Here is a 22133-nt window from a genome sequence, read left to right as displayed (position 1 = left end):
TCTGCTTTACATTAAATAATCTGGCGCATTGTACCTTTATTTTTTTTGTAAGCCAATTAATCTACGGTACCAAGGTGAAAATTCTGTTCTTGCTCTTTGAATTGTAATTTGTTTTTTATTAAACAATAAACTGATTTGTCCTGTCTCAGCCGTATTGTAAATTTGACATTGATACTGCGTTAAACGCTGTATCACTTGTTTATGAGGAAACTTCCACTGATTCCAACGTCCACTTGAAATAAGTGCGATTTTAGGCCGCGTTTTTTGTAATAGTGCATAGCCTGTCGAGGTTTTACTCCCATGATGTCCGACTTGTAAGACATCAATTTTATCTAGTTGAGAGACAAATTGATTTTCACTTGCAACATCAGCATCCCCCGTTAATAATACGTTATTGTATCCATCAGAAATCAATAATACACAAGAGTCCATATTCTTTGCACGCGTTACAATATGATGAGGTGAAAGCACTATGATGTTTAATCCTTGCCAATACCATTTTTGCCCTGAAAGACAAAAAGTGCGGTCTGTTTTGCCATAATTTTGCCTTGATGCCGTCGTCAGTGTGGTCTTTGGATATTGTTGTAAGATTGTTTTTGCTCCTCCTGCATGATCATTGTCATCATGGCTAATAATTACGTGTTCTAGACTTATACCTTGTCGTTGTAAATATGGCACAATCTCAAGCTGCGCCATACTACCACTACGCCATGCGCTTCCTGTATCATATAAGATACCTCGCCCATTTTTTGTTATTAAGACAGCTAATCCTTGCCCCACATCTAACATATCCAAACGCCATTGAGATGCAAAAAAAGATTGATAAATCGGATAACCCAAACAACTAGTCACAATTAAAGTTGCAATGCAATAAATTGAGCGTTTTAAAGAACAAAATAATGTTGGTTCAGCTGTAAAATGGAAGCCAAAATAAGGTTTATTGAGACAATATAGATTTCTCCTTGTTTTATCTACTTTTTTGACATCGTATACAGAGCGAACTGCTATGATAAAAAGTACTGTCAGTGCAGTAATAATGAATGCGGTTTCTGTTTGAGAAACAAAATGCCAATTATCTTGCCAAGTTTGCAAAATTAACGTCACTTTTTGGGCTATCTCATTTGCGATAGGCCATGATGAGAACACACCTTGTGTAAAAGTCGCAAACAAAACAAGAGGCACTAATACGAGACTATAAATGGGTAACGCTATTAAATTCGCATAAAAGCTACTTAAAGAAAAACCATTAAACAAAAGTAATTGGATCGGTGTAAAAAGCCATAGTAAGCCAATTTGTAGGTGAAAGATACGAATAATCCACTCTACTTTATGCCAAGGGCTGATAGATATGGATTTTCCTTGCCATTGTAATAAAGAAAAAGGAAAAACCTGATACCAGAGGACTAAACACGTTACCGCACTTATTGATAGCCAAAAACTCAACGATAAAATCATTAATGGATCGAACAATAGCAATATAGCCGTGACGATCAATAAAAGTTGCCAAGCGTTGTAAGAAACACGTAGTAGTCGACAACTTATAATCACAAATAGTGCTATACAAGCACGAGAGGTTGGTATTGCAAACCCCGCTAACTGTCCATAAATATATGCTAATAGTAAACCGCTTAACATCGGTAAATGAGGGATAATCCAGCGTAATGGTAATAAAATTTGAACACATCGTACTATCCAATAACCTATACTCATTGCTAATCCAATATGTAGTCCAGAAATAGCTATAAGATGTGCTGTATTCGTTTTTTGATAAATTTGCCATATTTGTTGTGGTAACCACGCTCTCTCACCAAAAGCTAACGCTATTAAAAGCCCTTGATAATCTAATCCTTCTGTTTGTTTTAAACTCTCTTTAAGTAATTGATCACGCCATGAAAAATGTTGGGTAAGTTTAACCGCACTTTTTACTGATGCTCGTGCGGTAATTCGGTTGGCTAAATACCATTGCTGTTTATCAAAACCTGAAAAATTTAACCGTGAAGAAATAGGTTTCAAGGACAATTCTCCATGCCATACTTCGCCCAACTGAACTTTTTCTTTCGTGCGCCATTGCAGATAAATACGTTGTTCGGCTTCTCCTTTTTGTAACTGCGCTGACACAATAAAGGTTTGATAATCAGTTTGATGAAGTATCTCTATAATTTTAAAATCTATTTTTACTTTTTTGGGTAATAAAATGACTTTATCAGCTTGAGATAATAACTGATGGGCAGGAGCATGCATGTAACCTAGATTAAATAGAAGACAAAGTATCAAAATGAGAAATCTTGTATATTGTCTTTTTCCACTAACATAACAAACAAAGAATAATATAAGTAATATCAGACAAGCGACTGCTGTCATCTGCCAAGTGAGCAATAAAAAATCAGGTAACCAAAGTAATGAAACTGCGCTGAATAAAATACAAGCTGACATTTGTTCAATAGATAATCGCATTAACCTGACTCTGTTATAAAAAAATAAAACGCTAAGGATGGATATTTCAGATATTTTTTTCTTGGTGATTGAACAAGTTTTGCAAGCGAGATCGCAAAAATCAGATTTATTTCACTAAAATTTGTAATATCTGGTAAATTTATTTGATAATTAAGATGAGTTCTGCTATTTATATCGCTTTTTAAAATACCTTACATTTTTATAGGTAATTTTAAGCTGAATGAATCAACACCAATGCGTGTGAATAATGTAATTTCAACCGTTAAATGGATGACTTTCTATTAGGAGATAACCAATGTCTAAATCCTCTTTAAGTATATTAGCCCTAGCTGGTGTTGAGCCTTATAAAGAAAAAGCAGGCGAAGAGTACATGAATGAAGCGCAATTACTTCATTTTAAAAAAATTCTACAAGCATGGCATGATCAAATTGTAGAAGAAGCAAGCCGTACAGTTGCACATATGCAAGATGAAGCCTCCAATTTCCCTGATCCAGCCGATCGTGCTACTCAAGAAGAAGAATTTAGTTTGGAACTACGCACAAGAGATCGTGAAAGAAAACTCATGAAAAAAATTGAAAACACATTGAAAAAACTTGAAACGGGTGATTTTGGTTATTGTGATTCTTGTGGTATTGAAATTGGTATTCGCCGTTTAGAAGCGCGTCCTACAGCTGATCTATGTATTGATTGTAAAACACTCGCAGAAATTCGTGAAAAACAAATGATTGGTTAATTCTAATTTTAACTTCAAATAAAAGAAGATTTAATTTAAAGTGCGGTGATTTTTACCGCACTTTTGACTAGAAAATAAAATACTCTGGATGAGGTCTATTATTTTAAAGTACATCAAAAATCTGTTTAATAAAAAAACAAAAGCCTATTTAGTCGAACGAGAAAAAACAGATGCAATTCATTCAAGCGCAACAATAACAAAGGTAGAAGAAGGTTCTAGCACTGTTATTCAGCATGATACGCAACCTCCCAAACCCTCTAAAACTTCTTATTATTACGATAAACATGTAATCAAAGCTTCTCTACATGGTATTACTCCACGTATGATTAGTCGTAATGCATTAACTGTCGTAGAAAAGCTACACCGTCAAGGATTTGAAGCTTATATTGTTGGTGGATGTTTAAGAGATTTATTATTGGGTAAACATCCTAAAGATTTTGACGTTGTGACAAATGCTCGCCCAGAACAAATCCAAACAATTTTTCAACGTCAATGCCGATTAGTGGGTCGCCGTTTTCGTCTTGCACACATTATGTTTGGACGAGATGTTATTGAAGTTGCTACATTCCGAGCAAATCATACTGAAAGCCGTAACGAAAATCATGCCAAACAAAGTGAGCAAGGTATGTTATTACGCGATAATGTTTATGGCACGCTAGAACAAGATGCTCAGCGTCGTGATTTTACTGTCAATGCTTTATACTATAATCCTCAAGACAATACTCTACGTGATTATTTTAATGGTATTGAAGATCTGAAGGCAGGTAAATTACGTTTAATTGGTGATCCTGCTATACGTTATCAAGAAGATCCTGTGCGTATGCTACGTGCAATTCGCTTCATGGCTAAACTGGATATGTTTTTAGAAAACCCCAGTGAACAGCCAATCCGACAGTTGGCTCATTTACTTAAAAACATTCCACCAGCCCGTTTATTTGATGAAAGCTTAAAATTATTACAAACGGGTCATGGAGTAAAAACTTATCAATTATTGCGTGAATATCATTTATTTGAACAATTATTTCCTACATTAATGCCTTATTTTACCGCGAAAGGAGATAATTTTACTGAACGCATGATTTTAAAAGCACTCACTTCAACAGATGAGCGTGTTGCTGATAAATTACGGATTAACCCTGCTTTCTTATTTGCTGCATTTTTTTGGTATCCCCTACGTGAAAAAGTAGAAATACTGAAAAATGAAGGTGGATTGAATAATCATGATGCTTACGCACTCGCAAGTAATGAGATTCTGGATGCTTTTTGCATCGCGCTTGCTGCACCACGTAGACACACATCCGTTATTCGTGATATCTGGTTCCTACAGTTACAATTGCTGAAGCGTACAGGGCAGAACCCGATACGAACAATGGAACATCCTAAATTTCGTGCAGCATTTGATTTACTTGCCATGCGAGCCGAAATTGAAGGTAGTGAGGCTATTGAACTTGCGACTTGGTGGCATGAATATCAGTTTAGTAACATAGAACAACGTGATTTATTGGTGCAGGAGCAACAACGTTTGCATCCAAAACCAAAGAAAAAATACTATCGTTCTAGAAAACGTCGTAAACCAAGACCATTACAATAAGAGAAGTAAGAGGTAGCATAATGAAGCCTGTCTATATTGCATTAGGTAGCAATTTAAGTACGCCAATTGCACAACTAAATACGGCATTAAAAGTACTTAATCAGCTACCTCATACTGTACTCATTAAATCCAGTTCTTTCTATCAAAGTAAACCTCTTGGACCACAAGATCAGCCTGATTATGTTAATGCTGTAGCCTATTTACAAACTGACCTTCCTGCATTTACATTGCTTGACCACCTACAACAAATTGAAAATACGCAAGGGCGTATACGCTTACGTCGTTGGGGAGAAAGAACGTTGGATCTTGATATTTTACTTTATGATAATGAGATCATACAGACAGAACGTTTAACAATTCCACATTATGATATGCACAATCGAGAGTTTGTGATTGTCCCTCTTTTTGAAATTGCACCAACATTAGTATTGCCAAATAAAATCAGACTTACTGATCTTGTACAACAATTCAGAGAACATCAAATGACTATTGTCAACTTAAAATGACAATTTAAACCACTAAGCAACTTATTACTTGATTGATTATTTGAAAAAACTAAAGAGGATCACCTGCTAAACCATCACGAATCTTACTTTCAAATAAAGTATAATCAACTAAGAACGCATCATGGCCATAATCAGAAGCAAACTGATAATAATTCAAATTAACGCCGCTCTGTTCTAATAGTGTCTTACTCTTATGTAATTCAGCTAATTTAAACAACTGATCATTTTCAATAGCTACTAGCGTGTAGCGTGCTGTGATTCTTGATAATGCTGCAGACATATTCTCATAGTGCCAACTAGGATCATATAAATCTAATGCCCTTAATAAATGAAGATAGCTATTTGCATCAAAGCGCCCTAAGAATTTTTTTCCTTGATAGCTTAGATAAGACTCAACCTGAAAATAATCTCCCCAAAATTGGGCCTCTGATTTTATTGCTCGCCCAAAAGCCTTAGTTAATTGCAGATCAGTTCTATAAGTGAGCATTCCCAACATACGAGCTATGGCTAATCCTTGTTCTGGTGGTTGATATCCATAATAATCGCCATTATTAAAATGAGGATCATTAATTACTGCTTGACGCATAACATGATTAAAGCCAATCGCCTCTGCACTGAATAACAATGATGAGCATAAATTGAGGACATTATCCACAAAATTGGGGTAATCAATAGCCCATTGTGTTGCTTGCATACCACCAAAAGAGCCTCCGACAACAGCATGTAAATGCGGAATCTCAAGATAATCTAATAAAGCTTTTTGTAGTCTTACCATATCTTGTACAATCACATTAGGAAATTGACTCCCATAGGGTTTATTTGTATCAGGGTTAATCGACGATGGACCTGTTGTGCCTTGACAGCCACCTAAGACATTAGAGCAAATGAAAAAATAGCGAGAGGTATCTAACGCCAATCCATCCCCCATAAAACTTTGCCACCAACCTTGTTGACTATTTTCTGTAAAATACGGTTGTGCATCACCAGTTAAGGCATGACAAATTAATACAGCATTACTTTTATCAGCATTTAGTACACCATAAGTTTGGTATGCGACATCAACATATTTCAACTTACCGCCTAAACTCAAAGGAAATCCTTTTTCTGTAAACAATGTTACTTTCTTTACTGCCATCTTACTGCCCATATTTCATTATCTTCATTCCCCAACAAAATAGACATCTAAACGTCTTTACGTACAAATCTACTAAAATTCAGCTTGCACTTCAACTGTTTTTTCATTATGGTGAAGACTGGTTTCAAAACAGTAATGATAGCTTTAACATGACATCCATTTTTACGTTTTTCTCTCCTCAATACTTAAAGCGATTATTTCGCTACTTACTTATTGGTGTGTCATCTTTTATTGTGCTATTAATCCTAATCGATCAAGCAATTAGCTTTTATGTTCGACAACATATTTATACTGATGTCAATGAACTACCTTACCGTCCTTATGGTGTCGTACTCGGTACTTCCAAATATTTTGATAAAAATACGTTGAATCTTTTCTACCACAATAGACTACTGGCAGCTTATGAAGTATTTGCTACACGTAAAATTGATTATTTATTATTGAGTGGAGACAATCGTACGAGTCAATATAATGAACCCCGTAGTATGTTTAAAGATTTGCGTAAAATGGGAATACCACAAGAATTTATGTATATGGATTTCGCAGGATTTCGTACATTAGATTCAGTAATACGTGCAGAACAGGTCTTTAAAGCACATTCATTCACGATTATTACGCAAAAATTTCATTGTGAACGAGCTTTATTTATCGCTAAATACTATGATATTGATGCAATTTGTTTTGTTGCTGAATACCCTCACGGGCATTATTTTGTCCGCTTTCGTGAATTTTTCGCACGAATACTTGCCATACTGGATTTGCTAATGGAAAAAGAACCTCACTTTCTTGGCACACCAGAACCACTCCCTCCACCAGCAAGTGTACCGATTGCTGAGCTTGAACTCAGCAACCATTTGATTTAAGTACGCGACTCCAGCAGCTCTCGTACTATCACTTCCTGTGGTTGTTTGATATTCTTTGCTTTCATTTTATGAATCACAAGACTTAACAAAGACTGCGCTATTTTCTCGTGATTCTGTACACAACAAATCACTTTATTTTCCAATACATCTAGCATTTCATGATGACCAAAAGTCGCAATAACAAGTTCTTTAGGAATACTGTTATAACGTTTAATTAACACCTGAAAAACACCTTGTAATAACGTTAAAGAAGTCACAAAAATTGCTTCGGGTAAAGCATTTTTATCTAACCAGTCAGTAAATACCTCTGCACTTGCTAGCTTATGAAATTGCTTTGCATAAAGGTAATCAACGTCTATGTTTTGTTGGTTTAGTGCATTACGAAAGCCAGACTCTCGCTTATAACTGACTGAGAACTCAGGTAATGCACTTAAAAATAATATTCTTTTATCTGAATGGGTTTTAAGCAAACGTTGAGCTAAACGATAAGAGTCGCCTTCGTCATCAGTTAATAACATCATTTCATTCATATTTAAACGGCGGTCAAAGCCAACAACAGGCACATTTGCAAAACGCTGATAAAAATCGGTATCACAAGGTAATGCCGTTGAAACAATAAGTGCATCTATTTGACGTTGAAACAAATGCTTTGCACACTTAATCTCATGATCTGGATTATCATTGGAACAAGCAATTAAAAGCTGGTAGCCTTTCTCACGAAATCCAGCCTCTAAACGGCTAGCAATTTTAGCATAACTGGCATTTTCAAAATCTGGTACAATTAAACCAATCGTATGGCTTTTACCTGCGCGTAACCCTGCTGCCATAGCATTAGGCTTAAAATCATATTTTTTTATCAGTTCTTCAACTTTTTCAATTGTCTTATCACTGACACGATAATGTTTAGCCTTTCCATTTACTACATAACTGGCTGTTGTACGCGAAACACCTGCTAGTTTGGCGAGTTCCTCTAATTTCACTTTCACTCCTTAAAAAACACGTTATGCTTTTCAAGTTCTTTTTATCTAATAAAAAGTCAATAATAACTAACACAACTATTTTTTGTAAATTTACGTAAAAATTTGTATATGGATAAAATTATATATTTAATTTTTTAAAATAACAAAATACAAATACATAATATTTGATCTCGCTCTCAAAATAAGAAATTCAGCCAAATTCTTGAAAAGTTGACCGCACTTTCAATCATTTCCAAGCCTCTATTATGTTATAAACAATTTTTTTCACCGCGAGAAAGGCTAATCAAGCCAGAACGAACAACCTCAATAATAGTCGTTTCTTCTTTAACTGCTGTAATAAAAGCATCTAGCTTATCTTTTGTACCTGTTAATTGGATCGTATAAGATTTGGTTGTCACATCAACAATCTGCCCACGATAAATATCAGCTAGACGTTTTAATTCATCACGAGAATTCCCTTGTGCTCTCACTTTAATCAAAAGGACCTCTCGTTCGACATGTTCACAATCACTCAAATTGATTACTTTAAACACATCAACAAGTTTATGCAGTTGCTTTTCGATTTGTTCAAGTATTTGTTCATCACCATAAGCTTCAATCGTCATTCGAGATAAAGTAGGATCATCAGTTGGGGCAACAGTTAAACTTTCAATATTAAAAGCACGTTGTGAAAATAACCCAACAACACGTGATAATGCACCTGATTCATTTTCTAGTAAGACAGATAAAATTCTACGCATGAGTATTCTCCGGTTTAGTTAAAATCATTTCATTCATTGCACCGCCGCGTACTTGCATTGGGTAAACATGCTCAGTCGCATCAACATTAATATCAACAAAAACGAGTTTGTCTTTCATCGAAAATGCTTGGGTTAATTTTTGTTCTAGCTCATCAGGCGTATTAATTTGGATACCGACATGTCCATAAGCTTCTGCTAATTTGACAAAATCAGGTAACGAATTCATATACGATTGCGAATGACGTCCTGAATAAATTAAATCTTGCCATTGTTTCACCATACCTAAGAAACGATTATTTAAACTGATGATCACAATGGGAATTTCATATTGCTGTGCAGTTGATAACTCCTGAATATTCATTTGGATACTTCCATCCCCAGTCACACATATCACTGTCGCATCAGGATAAGCTAATTTCACCCCTAACGCAGCAGGCAAACCAAACCCCATTGTGCCTAACCCACCAGAATTAATCCAACGGCGAGGTTTATTGAATGGATAATGTAATGCAGCAAACATTTGATGTTGTCCTACATCTGATGCCACATAAGCCTCACCATTGGTTAAGCGATGAACCATTTCCATTACTTGTTGAGGCTTAATAACTTGGCTATCTCGATCAAATGATAAACATCTTCTTGCTTTCCAAGCTTCAATTTCTCGCCACCATTCTTCTAATGATGCTTGCGATTTCAATAAATTCTCATCCTCTAATAAAGATAGAAATTCAGCTAAAACATTTTCTGCACTACCCACAATTGGAATGGTAGCAAATACATTTTTTGAAATTGATGTAGGATCGATATCAATATGTATCACTTTCGCATTTGGGCAATATTTTGCTAAATTATTCGTCGTACGGTCATCAAAACGAACACCAATCCCTAAGATTAAATCACTATGGTGCATTGCATTATTTGCTTCATAAGTACCATGCATACCTAACATACCTAAAAATTGCTTATCCGAACTAGGATAAGCGCCCAATCCCATCAAAGAAGAGGTAACAGGTAAGTTCAAGGTTTGAGCAAACTTCGTTAACGGCTCACTACAATTGGCTGTCACAACCCCTCCACCAATAAATAATACTGGCTTTTTAGCCACTAATAATGCTTTTAACGCTCGCTTAATTTGCCCTTTGTGTCCTTGAGTTGTGGGATTATAAGAACGTAATTCAATCTTTTCTGGATAACGATAAATAAATTTATTTGCTGGATTCACTACATCTTTTGGCAAATCAATCACGACTGGACCAGGTCGCCCAGTTGAGGCAATATAAAATGCTTTCTTAATTGTCTCTGGAATCTCTTCGGCAGACTTGACTAAAAAACTATGTTTAACGACTGGACGTGAAATGCCCACCATATCACATTCTTGAAAAGCATCACTACCGATCAGACCAGACATAACTTGTCCTGAAAGTATTACCATTGGAATAGAGTCCATATAAGCCGTCGCAATCCCAGTAATCGTGTTCGTTGCCCCAGGACCCGATGTGACTAAAACACATCCTACTTTTCCTGTTGCTCTTGCATAACCATCCGCCATATGTACAGCTGCCTGTTCATGACGAACGAGAATATGCTCAATGCCCCCTAATGTATGAATTGCATCATAAATATCTAAGACTGAGCCACCAGGATAACCAAATAAAAACTCAACGCCCTCATCTCTTAAGGACTGTACAACCATTTCTGCGCCCGATAACTTTTTCATTTTCACCTCTCAAATTAACCGCACTGATCTATATGTGATTTTGTATAATGTTGTTGCAATCATGTTAAAAATTAATCTGAGATATGTTTTACTGAAAAGTATCATTTTTGTCTATCATTTTTTGATGAAAAATAAAGATAAAAAAAGAGTAAAAAAGAATTAAATTCTAAAAAAAATAAAAAAATAAGAACTTAATAAAACAAATATAAAAATTTAAATAAAAAATGCGGCAACTTGCCGCATTTTATAAAATAAGTTAAAACAGTATTTTTTACATTATTTGTGATATAGATCACATTTTAATTTCGTTTAAAAATAAATCCTAACACCACCAATACACCACCAGTAGTCACAAAACCAAGTATACCAGATTGAGTAAAACCAAGTACTAAATAACCTACAATTGAAGATATTGCAATCAACATAGCATAAGGAAATTGTGTTGTAACATGATCAATGTGGTTACACTTTGCACCTGTAGAAGACAAAATTGTCGTGTCTGATATTGGCGAACAATGATCCCCACATACCGCCCCTGCCATAACAGCTGATAAGCATGGTAACATTAATTCTGGTGCCGAATTTGCAGCAATAGCTGCAGCAATTGGTAGCATAATACCAAATGTGCCCCAACTTGTGCCTGTTGAAAATGCCATTACTGCTGTCAACACAAATAATAAAGCTGGTAATACTGCAATTGGTAAGCTATCAGAAACTAGCGATGATAAATACACGCCCGTTTTCATATCACCTACAACATTATTAATGGTCCAAGCAAATAATAAAATGAGCACAGCCCCTAACATCGATTTAATACCAACAATCCACGCTTTGCCATACTCATTAATACTGACTTGACGATCTAATACAATACAAATCGTCGAAATCAATACTGCACTAACACCACCAACAACTAAAGAAACGCCAACTGTTGTATTCTCAAACGCGCCCAGAATATCAAATGGTTTACCATCCTGTGCAAGTGCTTCATTTCCCGTGTACATCATCATACCAACTGTGGCTAAAATCAACACTGCAATAGGTAAAATTAAGTTGCGAACATGTCCTTGTACACCTGTCTGCTCTTCTTCGATTTCAATATGACGTTCTAATGCGGTTCTTTCGTGACGAACCATTGAACCAATATCAAAAGAATAATATGAAACAAAAAATACCATCAAAATAGAAAAAATAGCATAAAAATTCATTGCACTCATCGTCATAAATGCACCTATTGGTGAATATTCTGTAATAGAATAGGTCGCAAGTAATCCAGCGATTAGTGTAATAATATACGCCCCCCAACTTGATACTGGCATTAATACACACATTGGTGCTGCAGTTGAGTCAAGGATATAAGCTAATTTTGCTCGAGATACCTTAAATTTATCAGTTACAGGACTCGCAATTGCTCCTACAGCTAAACTGTGAAAATAATCATCAATAAACGTAACGAATACTAAAGAAGCCGCAAGCAATTTTGCACCACGTCTATCTTTAATTCGTTTTTGTGCCCATTCTGCAAAAGCACGATTACTCCCAGAAACAGTTAATAGTGCGGTTAATACCCCAAGTAAAAATAAAAATAATACAATATTAATATTATTTGTATTTAATCCTTCATCATTATATGCCAATGAAATAACATTATTTTTTAAATAACTAAATGCATTAACTAAATTAAAATCTGCAAGCATCAATGAACCAACAAGAATACCGATGCTTAATGATAAAATCACTCTACGAGTGACAATTGCAAGTAAAAGCGCCAGAATTGGCGGCACAACAGCCCAAACAGAGGTCGAATAATCGATAAGTTCCATAAGTTTCTACCTTATAATAATGAAGGAATAACCACTGAGTAAATAATAGAAATGATCTAAATAAGGCAGGTAAAAAATAATTAAGACCTAACCTAGCCAGTAGCGCTCCATAGTTTAAAAAAGACTATGACAATGACGTTCCTTTCGAATACGCCACCAACCAATTAAAATGACTCTTAATTGATTTCGGCAGTCACTCCTTTCCTTTTTCCTCATCGTTATCCACTCAGAAAAAATACTTATAGTGATCGCTCCTCTACATACGTAGGATGGAAACAAGACTACAATAAAAAATTCTACTTGCCAATAGAATAACAAGAATATTTTTAACTTAATTTACATTTTTAATAACTAAAAAATATTAACTTTTAAATATTCTACAAAAATAACATTTACCTCTTATAATATTTGCTATATGATAATTCAAGTTTGATTATTTTTTTATATAATCTACTTTGAAATGATATAGAGGAACAAATATGAGTGATTTATTAAAAGCTTTAACGAATATTCGTAGTTTACGTGTTTTAGCTCGAGAAACACCTTTAGAACAACTTGAAATTGCTTTAGAAAAGTTCTCTCTTGTCGTTGAAGAAAAACGTGAAGCAGAAAAAAAAGCCGAACGTGAGGCGGCAGAGCGCCAAGCAAGAATTGCAAAATTGAAGGAATCATTAAAGCAAGAAGGAATTACAGCTAAAGAATTAGCAATGTTACTCGGTCAAGAGTCCCCTGTTCAACGTAAAAAAAGAGAACCTCGCCCAGCAAAATATCAATATATAGATGAAAATGGTGAAGTTAAAACTTGGACTGGTCAAGGTAGAACACCTAAAATAATTCAAAAAGCATTAGATGCAGGTAAATCGCTGAGTTCATTTGAAATTTAATTCTATTTACCTCATCGTGAAACCCATTAATTTAATGGGTTTTACTTTTATATAATCTAAATAAAAAATATTATATTATGATTGAAAATAAAATATTATTAACTGACTGTCCAGACGATAAAGGTTTAATCGCAAAAATAACAAATATTTGTTATAAACATCAACTTAATATTATTCATAATAATGAATTTGTTGATTTTGAAACAAAGCATTTTTTTATGCGTACTGAGTTACAAGGTATTTTTAATGAAGCGACTTTATTAGCAGATCTGAAATTTAGCCTGCCAGAAGGGACAAATTGTCGCTTGATTAGTGCTACACGTAAACGTGTTGTTATTTTAGTCACTAAAGAAGCACATTGTCTCGGCGATATTCTTATGAAAAATTATTATGGCGGTTTAGATGTTGAAATTGCCGCAGTCATTGGTAATCATGATACATTAAAAACATTAGTGGAGCGTTTTGATATCCCATTCCATTATATTAGCCATGAGAATCTGACTCGTATTGAACATGATCAACGTTTAGCAGACAAAATCGATGAATATGCCCCAGATTACATCGTATTAGCAAAATACATGCGCGTACTCAATCCTCAATTTGTCGAGCGTTACCCAAATCGAGTCATTAATATTCATCATTCTTTCTTACCCGCATTTATTGGTGCTAAACCTTATCACCAAGCTTATGAGCGTGGAGTAAAAATCATCGGTGCAACAGCACATTTTATCAATAATGAGTTAGATCAAGGTCCAATCATTATGCAAAATGTAATCAATGTTGATCATACCTATAATGCGGAAGCTATGATGCGTGCTGGACGAGATGTTGAAAAAACAGTGTTAAGTCGAGCCTTAGATCTTGCTTTACATGACAGAATCTTTGTTTATAAGAATAAAACCATTGTGTTATAAAGAGCGGTCTGTTTTTAGCCACTTTTGAAAAAAATAGCGTGATAATTATCACGCTATTTTTCTAAAGTAAACTCATAGTTTAATGGGCTTTCCATTCACCATTTACCGCAGTACCTAATACTTTAAAATCATGTGTAAATGCGGTTAAATTAGCAACTTTTCCAACTTCAATTGAGCCGAGGTACTCATCAACTTTAATTGCCTTAGCGGGATAATAGTTGCACATACGCAATGTCTCATCTAGTGGAATACCCACTTCTTGTACTGCATTTTTCACAGATTCAATCATTGTTATTGCGGCACCACCTAAAGTACCATTTTCGTCATAACACTTACCATCACGGACATAAACAGTTTTACCAACAAAAACAAAGGATTCGATATCAGCCCCAGCTGCTGCTGTTGCATCTGTAACAATACAAAGCTTATTGCCTTTTACTTTTTTATCAATTCGGATATTACCATAATCAACATGTAAACCATCAATGATGATACCTGTATAAATATCTGAATCTAATACTGCACCAACCACACCCATAGCGCGTCCTGAGCTGATTGGCGACATAGCATTATGTAAATGCGTAGCAAAGCTTACCCCTTTTTCAATTGCCTGTTTAGCGACCTCATAAGTAGCATTTGAATGTCCTAAAGAAATAATAATACCTTTATCTACAAACTCAGGAATATATTGAGCGGTTGGATTTTCTGCTGCAAGGGTTATTTTCGTAATGACATCTGCATTTTCACATAAAAACGCTTTCATTTCAGGGCTAATAGCTCGAATATATTCTTCACGATGAACACCTTTTTTCTCTACACTCAAATAAGGGCCTTCAAGGTGTAATCCCAATGCTTGATTTTGATATTTAGACAAATATTCACGCATTACTTTAACGGCTTCTTTCATTCCTTCATCAGGTGAAGTAATAAAAGTTGGTAGATAACTTGTTGTACCCGATTTTAAGTTAGTTTCTTGCATGATTTCTAAAGTTTTAACGCTAATATCTTCATTAAACATCACGCCACCACAGCCATTTAACTGTAAATCAATAAAACCAGCTGTCAGATTATTACCTTGTAAATCGATTGTTTTCATATCTGCTGGCAATTGCTCAACAGGCATAATCGCGCTAATTTTATCGCCATCGACAACAACGGCTTGACCATAAAGTACTTCTTTTGCAGTGTAGATTACTGCATTTACAAAAGCATACATTCTTACTCTCCTTATCTTACGCTATGGATTGCTCGCGCTTCTAATTCAGTAAAGTATTTTACTGTTTTCACTTTCAATTCTTGTGTTGAAGGCTCATCACAAACAATAATCGCACGACGGTGCATTTGTAAGGCACTTACTGTCCATAAGTGATTAATGCTCCCTTCTACTGCGGCTTGTAATGCAAGTGCTTTATTATACCCTGTTACCAAAATCATCACTTCCTCAGCATCTAGCAATGTCCCAACACCGATGGTCAAAGAGTATTTTGGCACCTTGTTTACATCATTCTCAAAGAAACGTGAGTTCGCAATCAGCGTATCTTCTGTAAGCGTTTTTATACGTGTACGAGAGGATAAAGAAGATGCAGGTTCATTGAAAGCAATATGACCATCAACTCCAACACCTCCCATAAATAAATGAATTTTTCCATAAGACTTAATCTTATCTTCATAGCGCTGACATTCTGCATCATGATCATCTGTGTTACCATTTAAAATATTGATATTTTTTTCTTGAATATCAATATGATCAAAAAAGTTTCTATACATGAATGAATGATAACTTTCAGGATGCTCTTTCGGCAAACCAACATATTCATCCATATTAAATGTCACCACATGTTTAAAGCTCACCTTACCAGCTTTATTTAAAGCAATCAGCTCCTGATAGGTTTTTAATGGCGTCCCGCCTGTCGGTAAACCTAATACGAATGGACGTTCTTCTGTTGGCTTGAATTGATTAATACGATCGACAATATAACGAGCAGACCATTTTGCTACCTGGTCAGCATTTTGTAATGGAATTAAACGCATAATTTGTCACCTCTTTTGTATGTAAAATAAACGATTAACAAAGATTATAACTACTATACTTAAAAAAATTGATTAAATGCCATCAATTTCTATCAAAATATGGAGTTTTTATTTTTTTGCATTATAAAATAAGTTATTCTAAATAGCTAATGAAAACTCTTCTCTCTCAGAGATTTAGTGATGAAAATCACAAAAATAACAGTTTTAATTTGCAATAGAAAATTATCAGCATATAGTTAGAAGCAATTGAGAAAACGTTTACGATATTTCTCAATAAAATTGAAATAAAAAATAAAAAGGAGTTCCTATGAGTGTGCTAAGTTACTTACAAAGAATTGGGCAGGCATTAATGGTTCCTGTTGCTGCATTGCCAGCAGCTGCTATTTTAATGGGGATTGGTTACTGGATAGATCCGAATGGCTGGGGTGGCGAAAGCCAACTTGCTGCATTTTTGATCAAATCTGGTGCTGCCATTATTGATAACATGGCAATTTTATTTGCTGTGGGTGTCGCTTTTGGGATGTCTAAAGATAAACATGGTTCAGCAGCATTATCAGGTTTAGTTGGTTTTTTAGTTGTAACAACCTTACTTTCACCAGGTGCTGTCGCGCAATTACAAGGTATTGCAGCAGATCAAGTACCCGCTGCATTTGGTAAAATCAATAACCAATTTATTGGTATTTTAGTTGGGGTTATTTCAGCAGAATTATATAACCGTTTCTATCAAGTTGAATTACCACCTGCATTAGCGTTCTTTAGCGGCAAACGCTTAGTTCCAATCGTGACTTCTGTTGTCATGATTATTATTTCTTTCATCCTAATGTACTTATGGCCAATCATTTTTAATGGTTTAGTTGGTTTTGGTAAATCTATCACGGATATTGGTGCAACTGGTGCAGGGATCTATGGTTTCTTAAACCGTTTATTAATTCCTGTTGGCTTACATCATGCTCTAAATTCAGTGTTCTGGTTCAACGTTGCTGGTATCAATGATATCCCTAACTTCTTAGGTGGAGCACAATCACTTGCCAATGGTACAGCAGTACTTGGCGTGACTGGTATGTATCAAGCAGGTTTCTTCCCTGTTATGATGTTCGGTTTACCAGCAGCTGCGTTAGCAATTTATCATAGTGCTAAACCCGCGAAAAAAGCACAAGTTGCATCATTAATGATTGCTGCTTCATTAGCTTCATTCTTCACTGGTGTAACTGAGCCATTAGAGTTTGCCTTTATGTTTGTGGCACCAGTACTTTATGTCATCCATGCTTTACTAACTGGTTTATCTGTCTTCATTGCAGCATCTATGCAATGGATGGCGGGCTTTGGTTTTAGTGCGGGCTTCGTGGATATGGTACTATCTTCGCAAAACCCGCTCGCAACACAATGGTATATGCTACTAGTACAAGGTATTGTCTTTGCAGTCATTTACTATGTCATCTTCCGTGCTGCAATCAAAGCATTTAATCTCAAAACACCAGGTCGTGAAGAAGATGAAGTTTCAGTTGAAGTGAAAAAAGATGCATCTCGCGAAGAACGTGCGGCTAACTTTATTGTTGCATTAGGTGGTAAAGATAATTTCCAAACTATTGATGCTTGTATCACCCGTTTACGCTTGACTTTAAATGATCGTAACAAAATCAATGAAGAACAATTAAAAGCACTTGGATCAAAAGGTAATGTGAAATTAGGTGATAATGGTTTACAGGTTATTTTAGGACCAGAAGCTGAATTAGTTGCTGATGCGATAAAACAACAAGTTAAAAACTAATATTCATAGTTTTATCATTAACTAAAAACACACTCAATCGCGAGTGTGTTTTTTATATACAAAGGAACACCATAGGCTCCTATACACGAAAAAACATCCCACACTCGTCTCGTTTTTGCAAAATTCTCCAGCGATAGACCGCACTTAAACGTGAACTTTGCATAACGTCTTCTACTGCACCTTGTGCAATAATCTTACCTTGCTGCATTAAAATAACATGATCTGCATAACTTGCGGCTAAATCTAAATCATGTAATACCATCACAACATTAAACTCAGATTTATGCTGCTTTAAAAAATGCATTAAACTTTGTTGATGATGAATATCTAAATGATTACAAGGTTCATCTAATAAAATGACTGGTGCATTTTGCATAAGTGCTCGTACAATATTGACACGTTGTTGTTCCCCACCCGATAGCATATTAACTCGTTTATACCGTAACGCTTTTAACTCAAACTGTTCGAGTAAGAAAGTTAATTTAGTTTCATTCACTTTTTGATGAGAAAAAAATGTTAGATTCGTTTGTCCAAGTTTCACATATTCGTCCACTGTCAATGGTATACCATAGCGCCCATTTTGAACCACTAGAGCCATTTTTCCTGCTCGAATTTGTTCAATAACCGGTTTTCCATCCATTGTAACCTGTGCATTAAAATAACCTAAAAGAGCTTTTAGTAGTGTCGATTTTCCAGCACCATTAGGACCAATAATTGCGGTATGTTTTCCTTTTGGGATTAATAACTGTTCTGTTTGTAAAATAACTCGCTCATTAACTTCAATCACTAAAGGCTGCAATTCAAAAAGAAACGACATGAATAATTACACTCCGCTATATACGACGAGTTGATTGGATAAAGACCCAGAAAAAGAAAGGTCCACCTAATAAAGCGATAACAATGCCTACTGGTAAATCCACTGGATAAGTCATAAGACGTGATGTACTGTCAACAGATAATAAAAAGATTGCGCCAACCCAAGCAGAGAGCAAAATGAGTTTTCGACGATGTCCCCCTATTGTTGCTGCCAAAATATTCGGAATCATCATACCTAAAAAACCAATAATCCCAGATAAAGAAACAGCTGCGCCTGTTAATAAAGCAGATGCAATCACTGTTTGTAAGCGTACATGAGATACGGAGACACCCATACTATATGCTGTTTCTTCGCCTAACATTAAACAATCAAGCTGACGACCTAAAGTCGTAAGCCAAATTAAGCCAATGATCATAGCTACTAGGGGATAATAAATTGGTGTAAATCCCGCCTCTGATAAACTACCAGCCAACCAAATAGTCGCACTACGCAACACTAAATCATCAGATAAAAAAAGGATTAATCCTACTACTGCTGAACAAAAGGCACTCAAAATAAACCCCATAATGAGTAAGCCAAGTGTGCCACCACCAAATAAATGATGTGCAAATAAAATTAATAAGCACACGACTAATGCCCCCAAAAAGGCGGCAAGGGGAACGCCTATTCCAGTTATTCCAAAGGCTAAAACACTAATCACGCCTAAAGCAGCCCCTCCAGAAGTACCAATTAAGCTAGGATCTGCCAATGGATTTTCAAAAAGTGCTTGTAAACCAGCACCTGCCGCTGCTAATGCTGCACCTACTACTAGTGCATTAATCACTCGAGGTAGGCGAATATCAAAGACGACTGAAGAAAGCGTGTTAGGTAACTGCCAACCACCAAATCCCACACCAATTGAAAGCCAAATAAACAAGCTGGTTACAATACAGGCTAAAAATAAAGCTCGCTTTTTCATATCACTACATCAGCTTTATACACAACTTATTTTGCTAACTTGTGTAAACGTTGCAACACTTCTGGTGTATTTAAACCATAGCGTAAATAATCATTTGCTGACCAGAAATGAATATTACCTGACTTAGCTGCAGGACTATTTGCAATTTCTGGGCGCTCTAGGAGTTTCTCAATACCACCAATTACATCTTTTTGATGTTCTGCAACAATAATGATATCAGGTTGTGCAATTAACCAAGCTTCACGATTAAGCGGCTTAATACCTTCAACATCGACCGCCGCATTTACACCACCTGCACGTCGAATTAATTCATCTGCTGCAGTATTTTTCCCTGCAACAACACGTCCATCATAAGTTAACAAATAACGTTTTCCAGTATGTGGTAAAGGTTGAATCCCGTTATCCCAAGTCTTGGCTAATTTATCTGCCTGCTCAGATTTAGCGATCAGTTTACCTACTTCACGAATAGCTTGGCTAAATTCTTCAATATGATCACGTGGTAATACATTCACTGTTTTAACCCCTAATTGATTTAAGCTATCAAAAATTGTCACAGGCATCGCCATATAAGAGCCTAATACTAAATCAGGTTTTGTTTCTAAAATTGGTTCAATAGTTAGTTTTCGATGAATACCAATACTAGCGACTTGCTTAATTGCAGGATTCATACTAGTCTGATCACGCCCAACCAGCTGTTCAGCACTTTCTAAAGCAACAATAATATCTGCTGTATCTGGCGTTAACGCGACAATACGTTGACCATACGCAAATGGTTGAATTGCTAATAATAAACAAAGTGTAATTATTTTTTTCATAATATAGTCCTATTGAATAATAAATGTTTGTATATTTTCTGGTTTTATTTGTTGAATCTTTCCATTCAATTTTAATTCGATCATTGAGCGTCGATTAAAGGGGAGCTGAGAAAAGTCGATTTGTAGTTCGGCAACACGAGAAGTATCAATATGTAATTGTTCCTCGATAATTTTTGCTTTCACTTTAGCTGAAACAGGTTGTTTCTCAAAAACTTGGTATTCATATCCTTCAGGAAAGCGCCCACTTAATGTCAACTGCTGACCATTTCTTTCAACAGTCATTGAGGTTGTATCCCCTGCTTTTTTTGTCGAGAGATAATTAAACGCCGCATAGCGATGATCGAGTTCAATATCTTCCATTTTCAGAATAATATCTCCTATCTGAACGCCCATTTTTTCTGCTACACTGCCTTTTTTACTAAAAGAGGAGACCCTCATTCCTTTCCCACTATAACTAGCATCTAAAACCATACCAAACGAAGCTTTGTCATTTCGCATTTTAAGCTGATAAGGTGTATGCCATTCCTTTGCAATAGCTTCAGAATGTCTTTTGGTGATCTTCAACCAAGCAAATTGATTAGAAAAATCGTCCGCACTTTCAAAGGAAATTACAGCAATAGGATGGCGTTGGTGTGTATCAATAAAGGCTCTCAACTCTGATGAGATCGTTGGAAAATAACTCATATCATGATTACCTTCGGGAGTACGGAATATCACATCTGTATGATATTCTTTAATTTTATCAATCGTTGGCTGCATTAAGCGTACAGGATAAAGCATGTCAGATTGCGTATTAACGATATACAATGGCTTATGATTTAAATTTTCTAAATACACAGGGGACTCACCAATTGCAGCAGCAACAGCTAATGAACCATTTAGCGGAATGAATCCAGCAAACAATGAAGATTGTGTAGCTGCAAAATACAATGTTCCTGATCCCCCATCAGAGAAACCACTTAAAAAGATTTTATCTTCATTAATCGGAAAATCTTTTTTCACTTTATTAATTTCAGCTAACACCATATTCACACCATTAGTATCAAACCAAGTAGCGCCTTTTTGTCCATAAGGGAATAAAACATAATAGCCACCTTCATCTGCTAATTTTACGAACGGCGATTTTTGTGCGGACTCTAGTGGGTTAATACGTAACGTCGTAGCAGACACTGCACCATGTAAATATACGATTAAAGGATGTTTTTTACTTTGCTCAAGATTTTTAGGGATATACAAAATATAAGGACGGACTTGTCCATCATCACTTTTATACTCAAAGTGTTTAAATTCACCTTGTGCGAGCACCATTTGACTCAGTAGCAATAATAACCCACAGATTTTAAGTAATTGCTTACTCATTTTTTCCTCTTTACATAAAAAGTGCGGTGCTTTTGCTAAAATTTG

General features: G+C 35.6%; 19 protein-coding genes and 1 riboswitch. Of the genes, 7 read left to right on the top strand and 12 right to left on the bottom strand.

The features are described 5' to 3' along the window. Nucleotides 1–36 precede the first annotated feature (36 nt). Nucleotides 37–2454 (bottom strand): DNA internalization-related competence protein ComEC/Rec2, encoded by a 2418-nt coding sequence (locus DYE19_RS02940; RefSeq protein ID WP_115322553.1) that lies wholly within the window; start codon nt 2452–2454, stop codon nt 37–39. A gap of 295 nt (nt 2455–2749) precedes the next feature. On the opposite strand from DYE19_RS02940, the gene dksA reads away from it, so the two are divergent. From dksA to folK, 3 genes are all read left to right on the top strand, one after another. Further along, nucleotides 2750–3187 (top strand): RNA polymerase-binding protein DksA, encoded by a 438-nt coding sequence (dksA, locus tag DYE19_RS02935; protein WP_049213982.1) that lies wholly within the window; start codon nt 2750–2752, stop codon nt 3185–3187. Between the two features lie 88 nt (nt 3188–3275). Then, the gene (gene pcnB / locus DYE19_RS02930) at nt 3276–4778 is read left to right on the top strand and encodes a polynucleotide adenylyltransferase PcnB (protein ID WP_115322552.1); all 1503 of its coding nucleotides are present in this window, start codon (nt 3276–3278) and stop codon (nt 4776–4778) included. 20 nt (nt 4779–4798) lie between these two features. Continuing rightward, complete coding sequence (gene folK / locus DYE19_RS02925) at nt 4799–5284, top strand: 2-amino-4-hydroxy-6-hydroxymethyldihydropteridine diphosphokinase (protein ID WP_115322551.1); 486 nt, start codon at nt 4799–4801, stop codon at nt 5282–5284. Between the two features lie 49 nt (nt 5285–5333). On the opposite strand, the gene metX is transcribed toward folK, so the two are convergent. After that, nucleotides 5334–6419 carry a homoserine O-acetyltransferase MetX gene (gene metX, locus DYE19_RS02920; RefSeq protein WP_115322550.1) on the bottom strand — a complete coding sequence of 362 codons (1086 nt, stop codon included), beginning with the start codon at nt 6417–6419 and terminating at the stop codon, nt 5334–5336. Between the two features lie 149 nt (nt 6420–6568). Between metX and DYE19_RS02915 the strand changes: the two genes are divergently transcribed. Further along, on the top strand, nt 6569–7282 hold the full coding sequence (locus DYE19_RS02915; RefSeq protein WP_115323567.1) for a SanA/YdcF family protein: 714 nt from the start codon (nt 6569–6571) through the stop codon (nt 7280–7282). Here the strand turns inward: DYE19_RS02915 and cra are convergent. From cra to DYE19_RS02895, 4 genes are all read right to left on the bottom strand, one after another. Next, a complete protein-coding gene (gene cra, locus DYE19_RS02910) occupies nt 7279–8268 on the bottom strand; it encodes a catabolite repressor/activator (protein WP_115322549.1) in 990 nt (329 codons plus the stop codon). The genes DYE19_RS02915 and cra overlap by 4 nt on opposite strands. Nucleotides 8269–8510: 242 nt before the next feature. Further along, complete coding sequence (gene ilvN, locus DYE19_RS02905) at nt 8511–9002, bottom strand: acetolactate synthase small subunit (RefSeq protein ID WP_049213976.1); 492 nt, start codon at nt 9000–9002, stop codon at nt 8511–8513. Further along, entirely contained in the window at nt 8995–10719 is a 1725-nt protein-coding gene (locus tag DYE19_RS02900; RefSeq protein ID WP_049213975.1) for an acetolactate synthase 3 large subunit, read from the bottom strand. Before DYE19_RS02900 ends, ilvN begins: the two co-directional genes overlap by 8 nt. A gap of 299 nt (nt 10720–11018) precedes the next feature. Next, a complete protein-coding gene (locus tag DYE19_RS02895) occupies nt 11019–12542 on the bottom strand; it encodes a Na+/H+ antiporter NhaC family protein (protein ID WP_049213974.1) in 1524 nt (507 codons plus the stop codon). Between the two features lie 92 nt (nt 12543–12634). Further along, nucleotides 12635–12809, bottom strand: a riboswitch (Lysine riboswitch). A gap of 212 nt (nt 12810–13021) precedes the next feature. Here DYE19_RS02895 and DYE19_RS02885 point away from each other — a divergent pair. Together DYE19_RS02885 and purU are read left to right on the top strand one after the other, a co-directional pair. After that, a complete protein-coding gene (locus tag DYE19_RS02885) occupies nt 13022–13426 on the top strand; it encodes an H-NS family histone-like protein (RefSeq protein ID WP_049213973.1) in 405 nt (134 codons plus the stop codon). Nucleotides 13427–13503: 77 nt separating this feature from the next. Next, nucleotides 13504–14340 (top strand): formyltetrahydrofolate deformylase, encoded by an 837-nt coding sequence (gene purU, locus DYE19_RS02880; protein ID WP_049213972.1) that lies wholly within the window; start codon nt 13504–13506, stop codon nt 14338–14340. 79 nt (nt 14341–14419) lie between these two features. On the opposite strand, the gene nagA is transcribed toward purU, so the two are convergent. Together nagA and nagB are read right to left on the bottom strand one after the other, a co-directional pair. After that, nucleotides 14420–15556 carry an N-acetylglucosamine-6-phosphate deacetylase gene (gene nagA, locus DYE19_RS02875; protein ID WP_115322548.1) on the bottom strand — a complete coding sequence of 379 codons (1137 nt, stop codon included), beginning with the start codon at nt 15554–15556 and terminating at the stop codon, nt 14420–14422. A gap of 11 nt (nt 15557–15567) precedes the next feature. Continuing rightward, nucleotides 15568–16371 (bottom strand): glucosamine-6-phosphate deaminase, encoded by an 804-nt coding sequence (gene nagB / locus DYE19_RS02870; RefSeq protein WP_115322547.1) that lies wholly within the window; start codon nt 16369–16371, stop codon nt 15568–15570. 307 nt (nt 16372–16678) lie between these two features. Between nagB and nagE the strand changes: the two genes are divergently transcribed. After that, nucleotides 16679–18139 (top strand): N-acetylglucosamine-specific PTS transporter subunit IIBC, encoded by a 1461-nt coding sequence (gene nagE / locus DYE19_RS02865; protein ID WP_049213969.1) that lies wholly within the window; start codon nt 16679–16681, stop codon nt 18137–18139. Nucleotides 18140–18218: 79 nt separating this feature from the next. Here the strand turns inward: nagE and DYE19_RS02860 are convergent, their stop codons facing one another. From DYE19_RS02860 to DYE19_RS02845, 4 genes are read right to left on the bottom strand one after another with little or no spacing between them, the layout of a single operon-like run. Then, nucleotides 18219–18956: an ABC transporter ATP-binding protein gene (locus DYE19_RS02860; protein WP_115322546.1), complete on the bottom strand. Its 738-nt coding sequence runs from the start codon at nt 18954–18956 to the stop codon at nt 18219–18221. Nucleotides 18957–18972: 16 nt separating this feature from the next. Continuing rightward, on the bottom strand, nt 18973–19914 hold the full coding sequence (locus tag DYE19_RS02855) for a FecCD family ABC transporter permease (protein ID WP_115322545.1): 942 nt from the start codon (nt 19912–19914) through the stop codon (nt 18973–18975). Nucleotides 19915–19940: 26 nt separating this feature from the next. Then, nucleotides 19941–20729, bottom strand: a complete 789-nt coding sequence (locus DYE19_RS02850; protein WP_115322544.1) for a heme/hemin ABC transporter substrate-binding protein — start codon at nt 20727–20729, stop codon at nt 19941–19943. Between the two features lie 9 nt (nt 20730–20738). After that, nucleotides 20739–22088: a PDZ domain-containing protein gene (locus tag DYE19_RS02845; protein WP_115322543.1), complete on the bottom strand. Its 1350-nt coding sequence runs from the start codon at nt 22086–22088 to the stop codon at nt 20739–20741. Nucleotides 22089–22133: the final 45 nt, after the last annotated feature.

Origin of the sequence: Pasteurella canis, assembly GCF_900454865.1 — a bacterium.
GTDB lineage: Bacteria > Pseudomonadota > Gammaproteobacteria > Enterobacterales > Pasteurellaceae > Pasteurella > Pasteurella canis.
The sequence above is the reverse complement of the archived record's forward strand: the minus strand, read 5'-3'. Positions and strand labels throughout refer to the sequence as shown.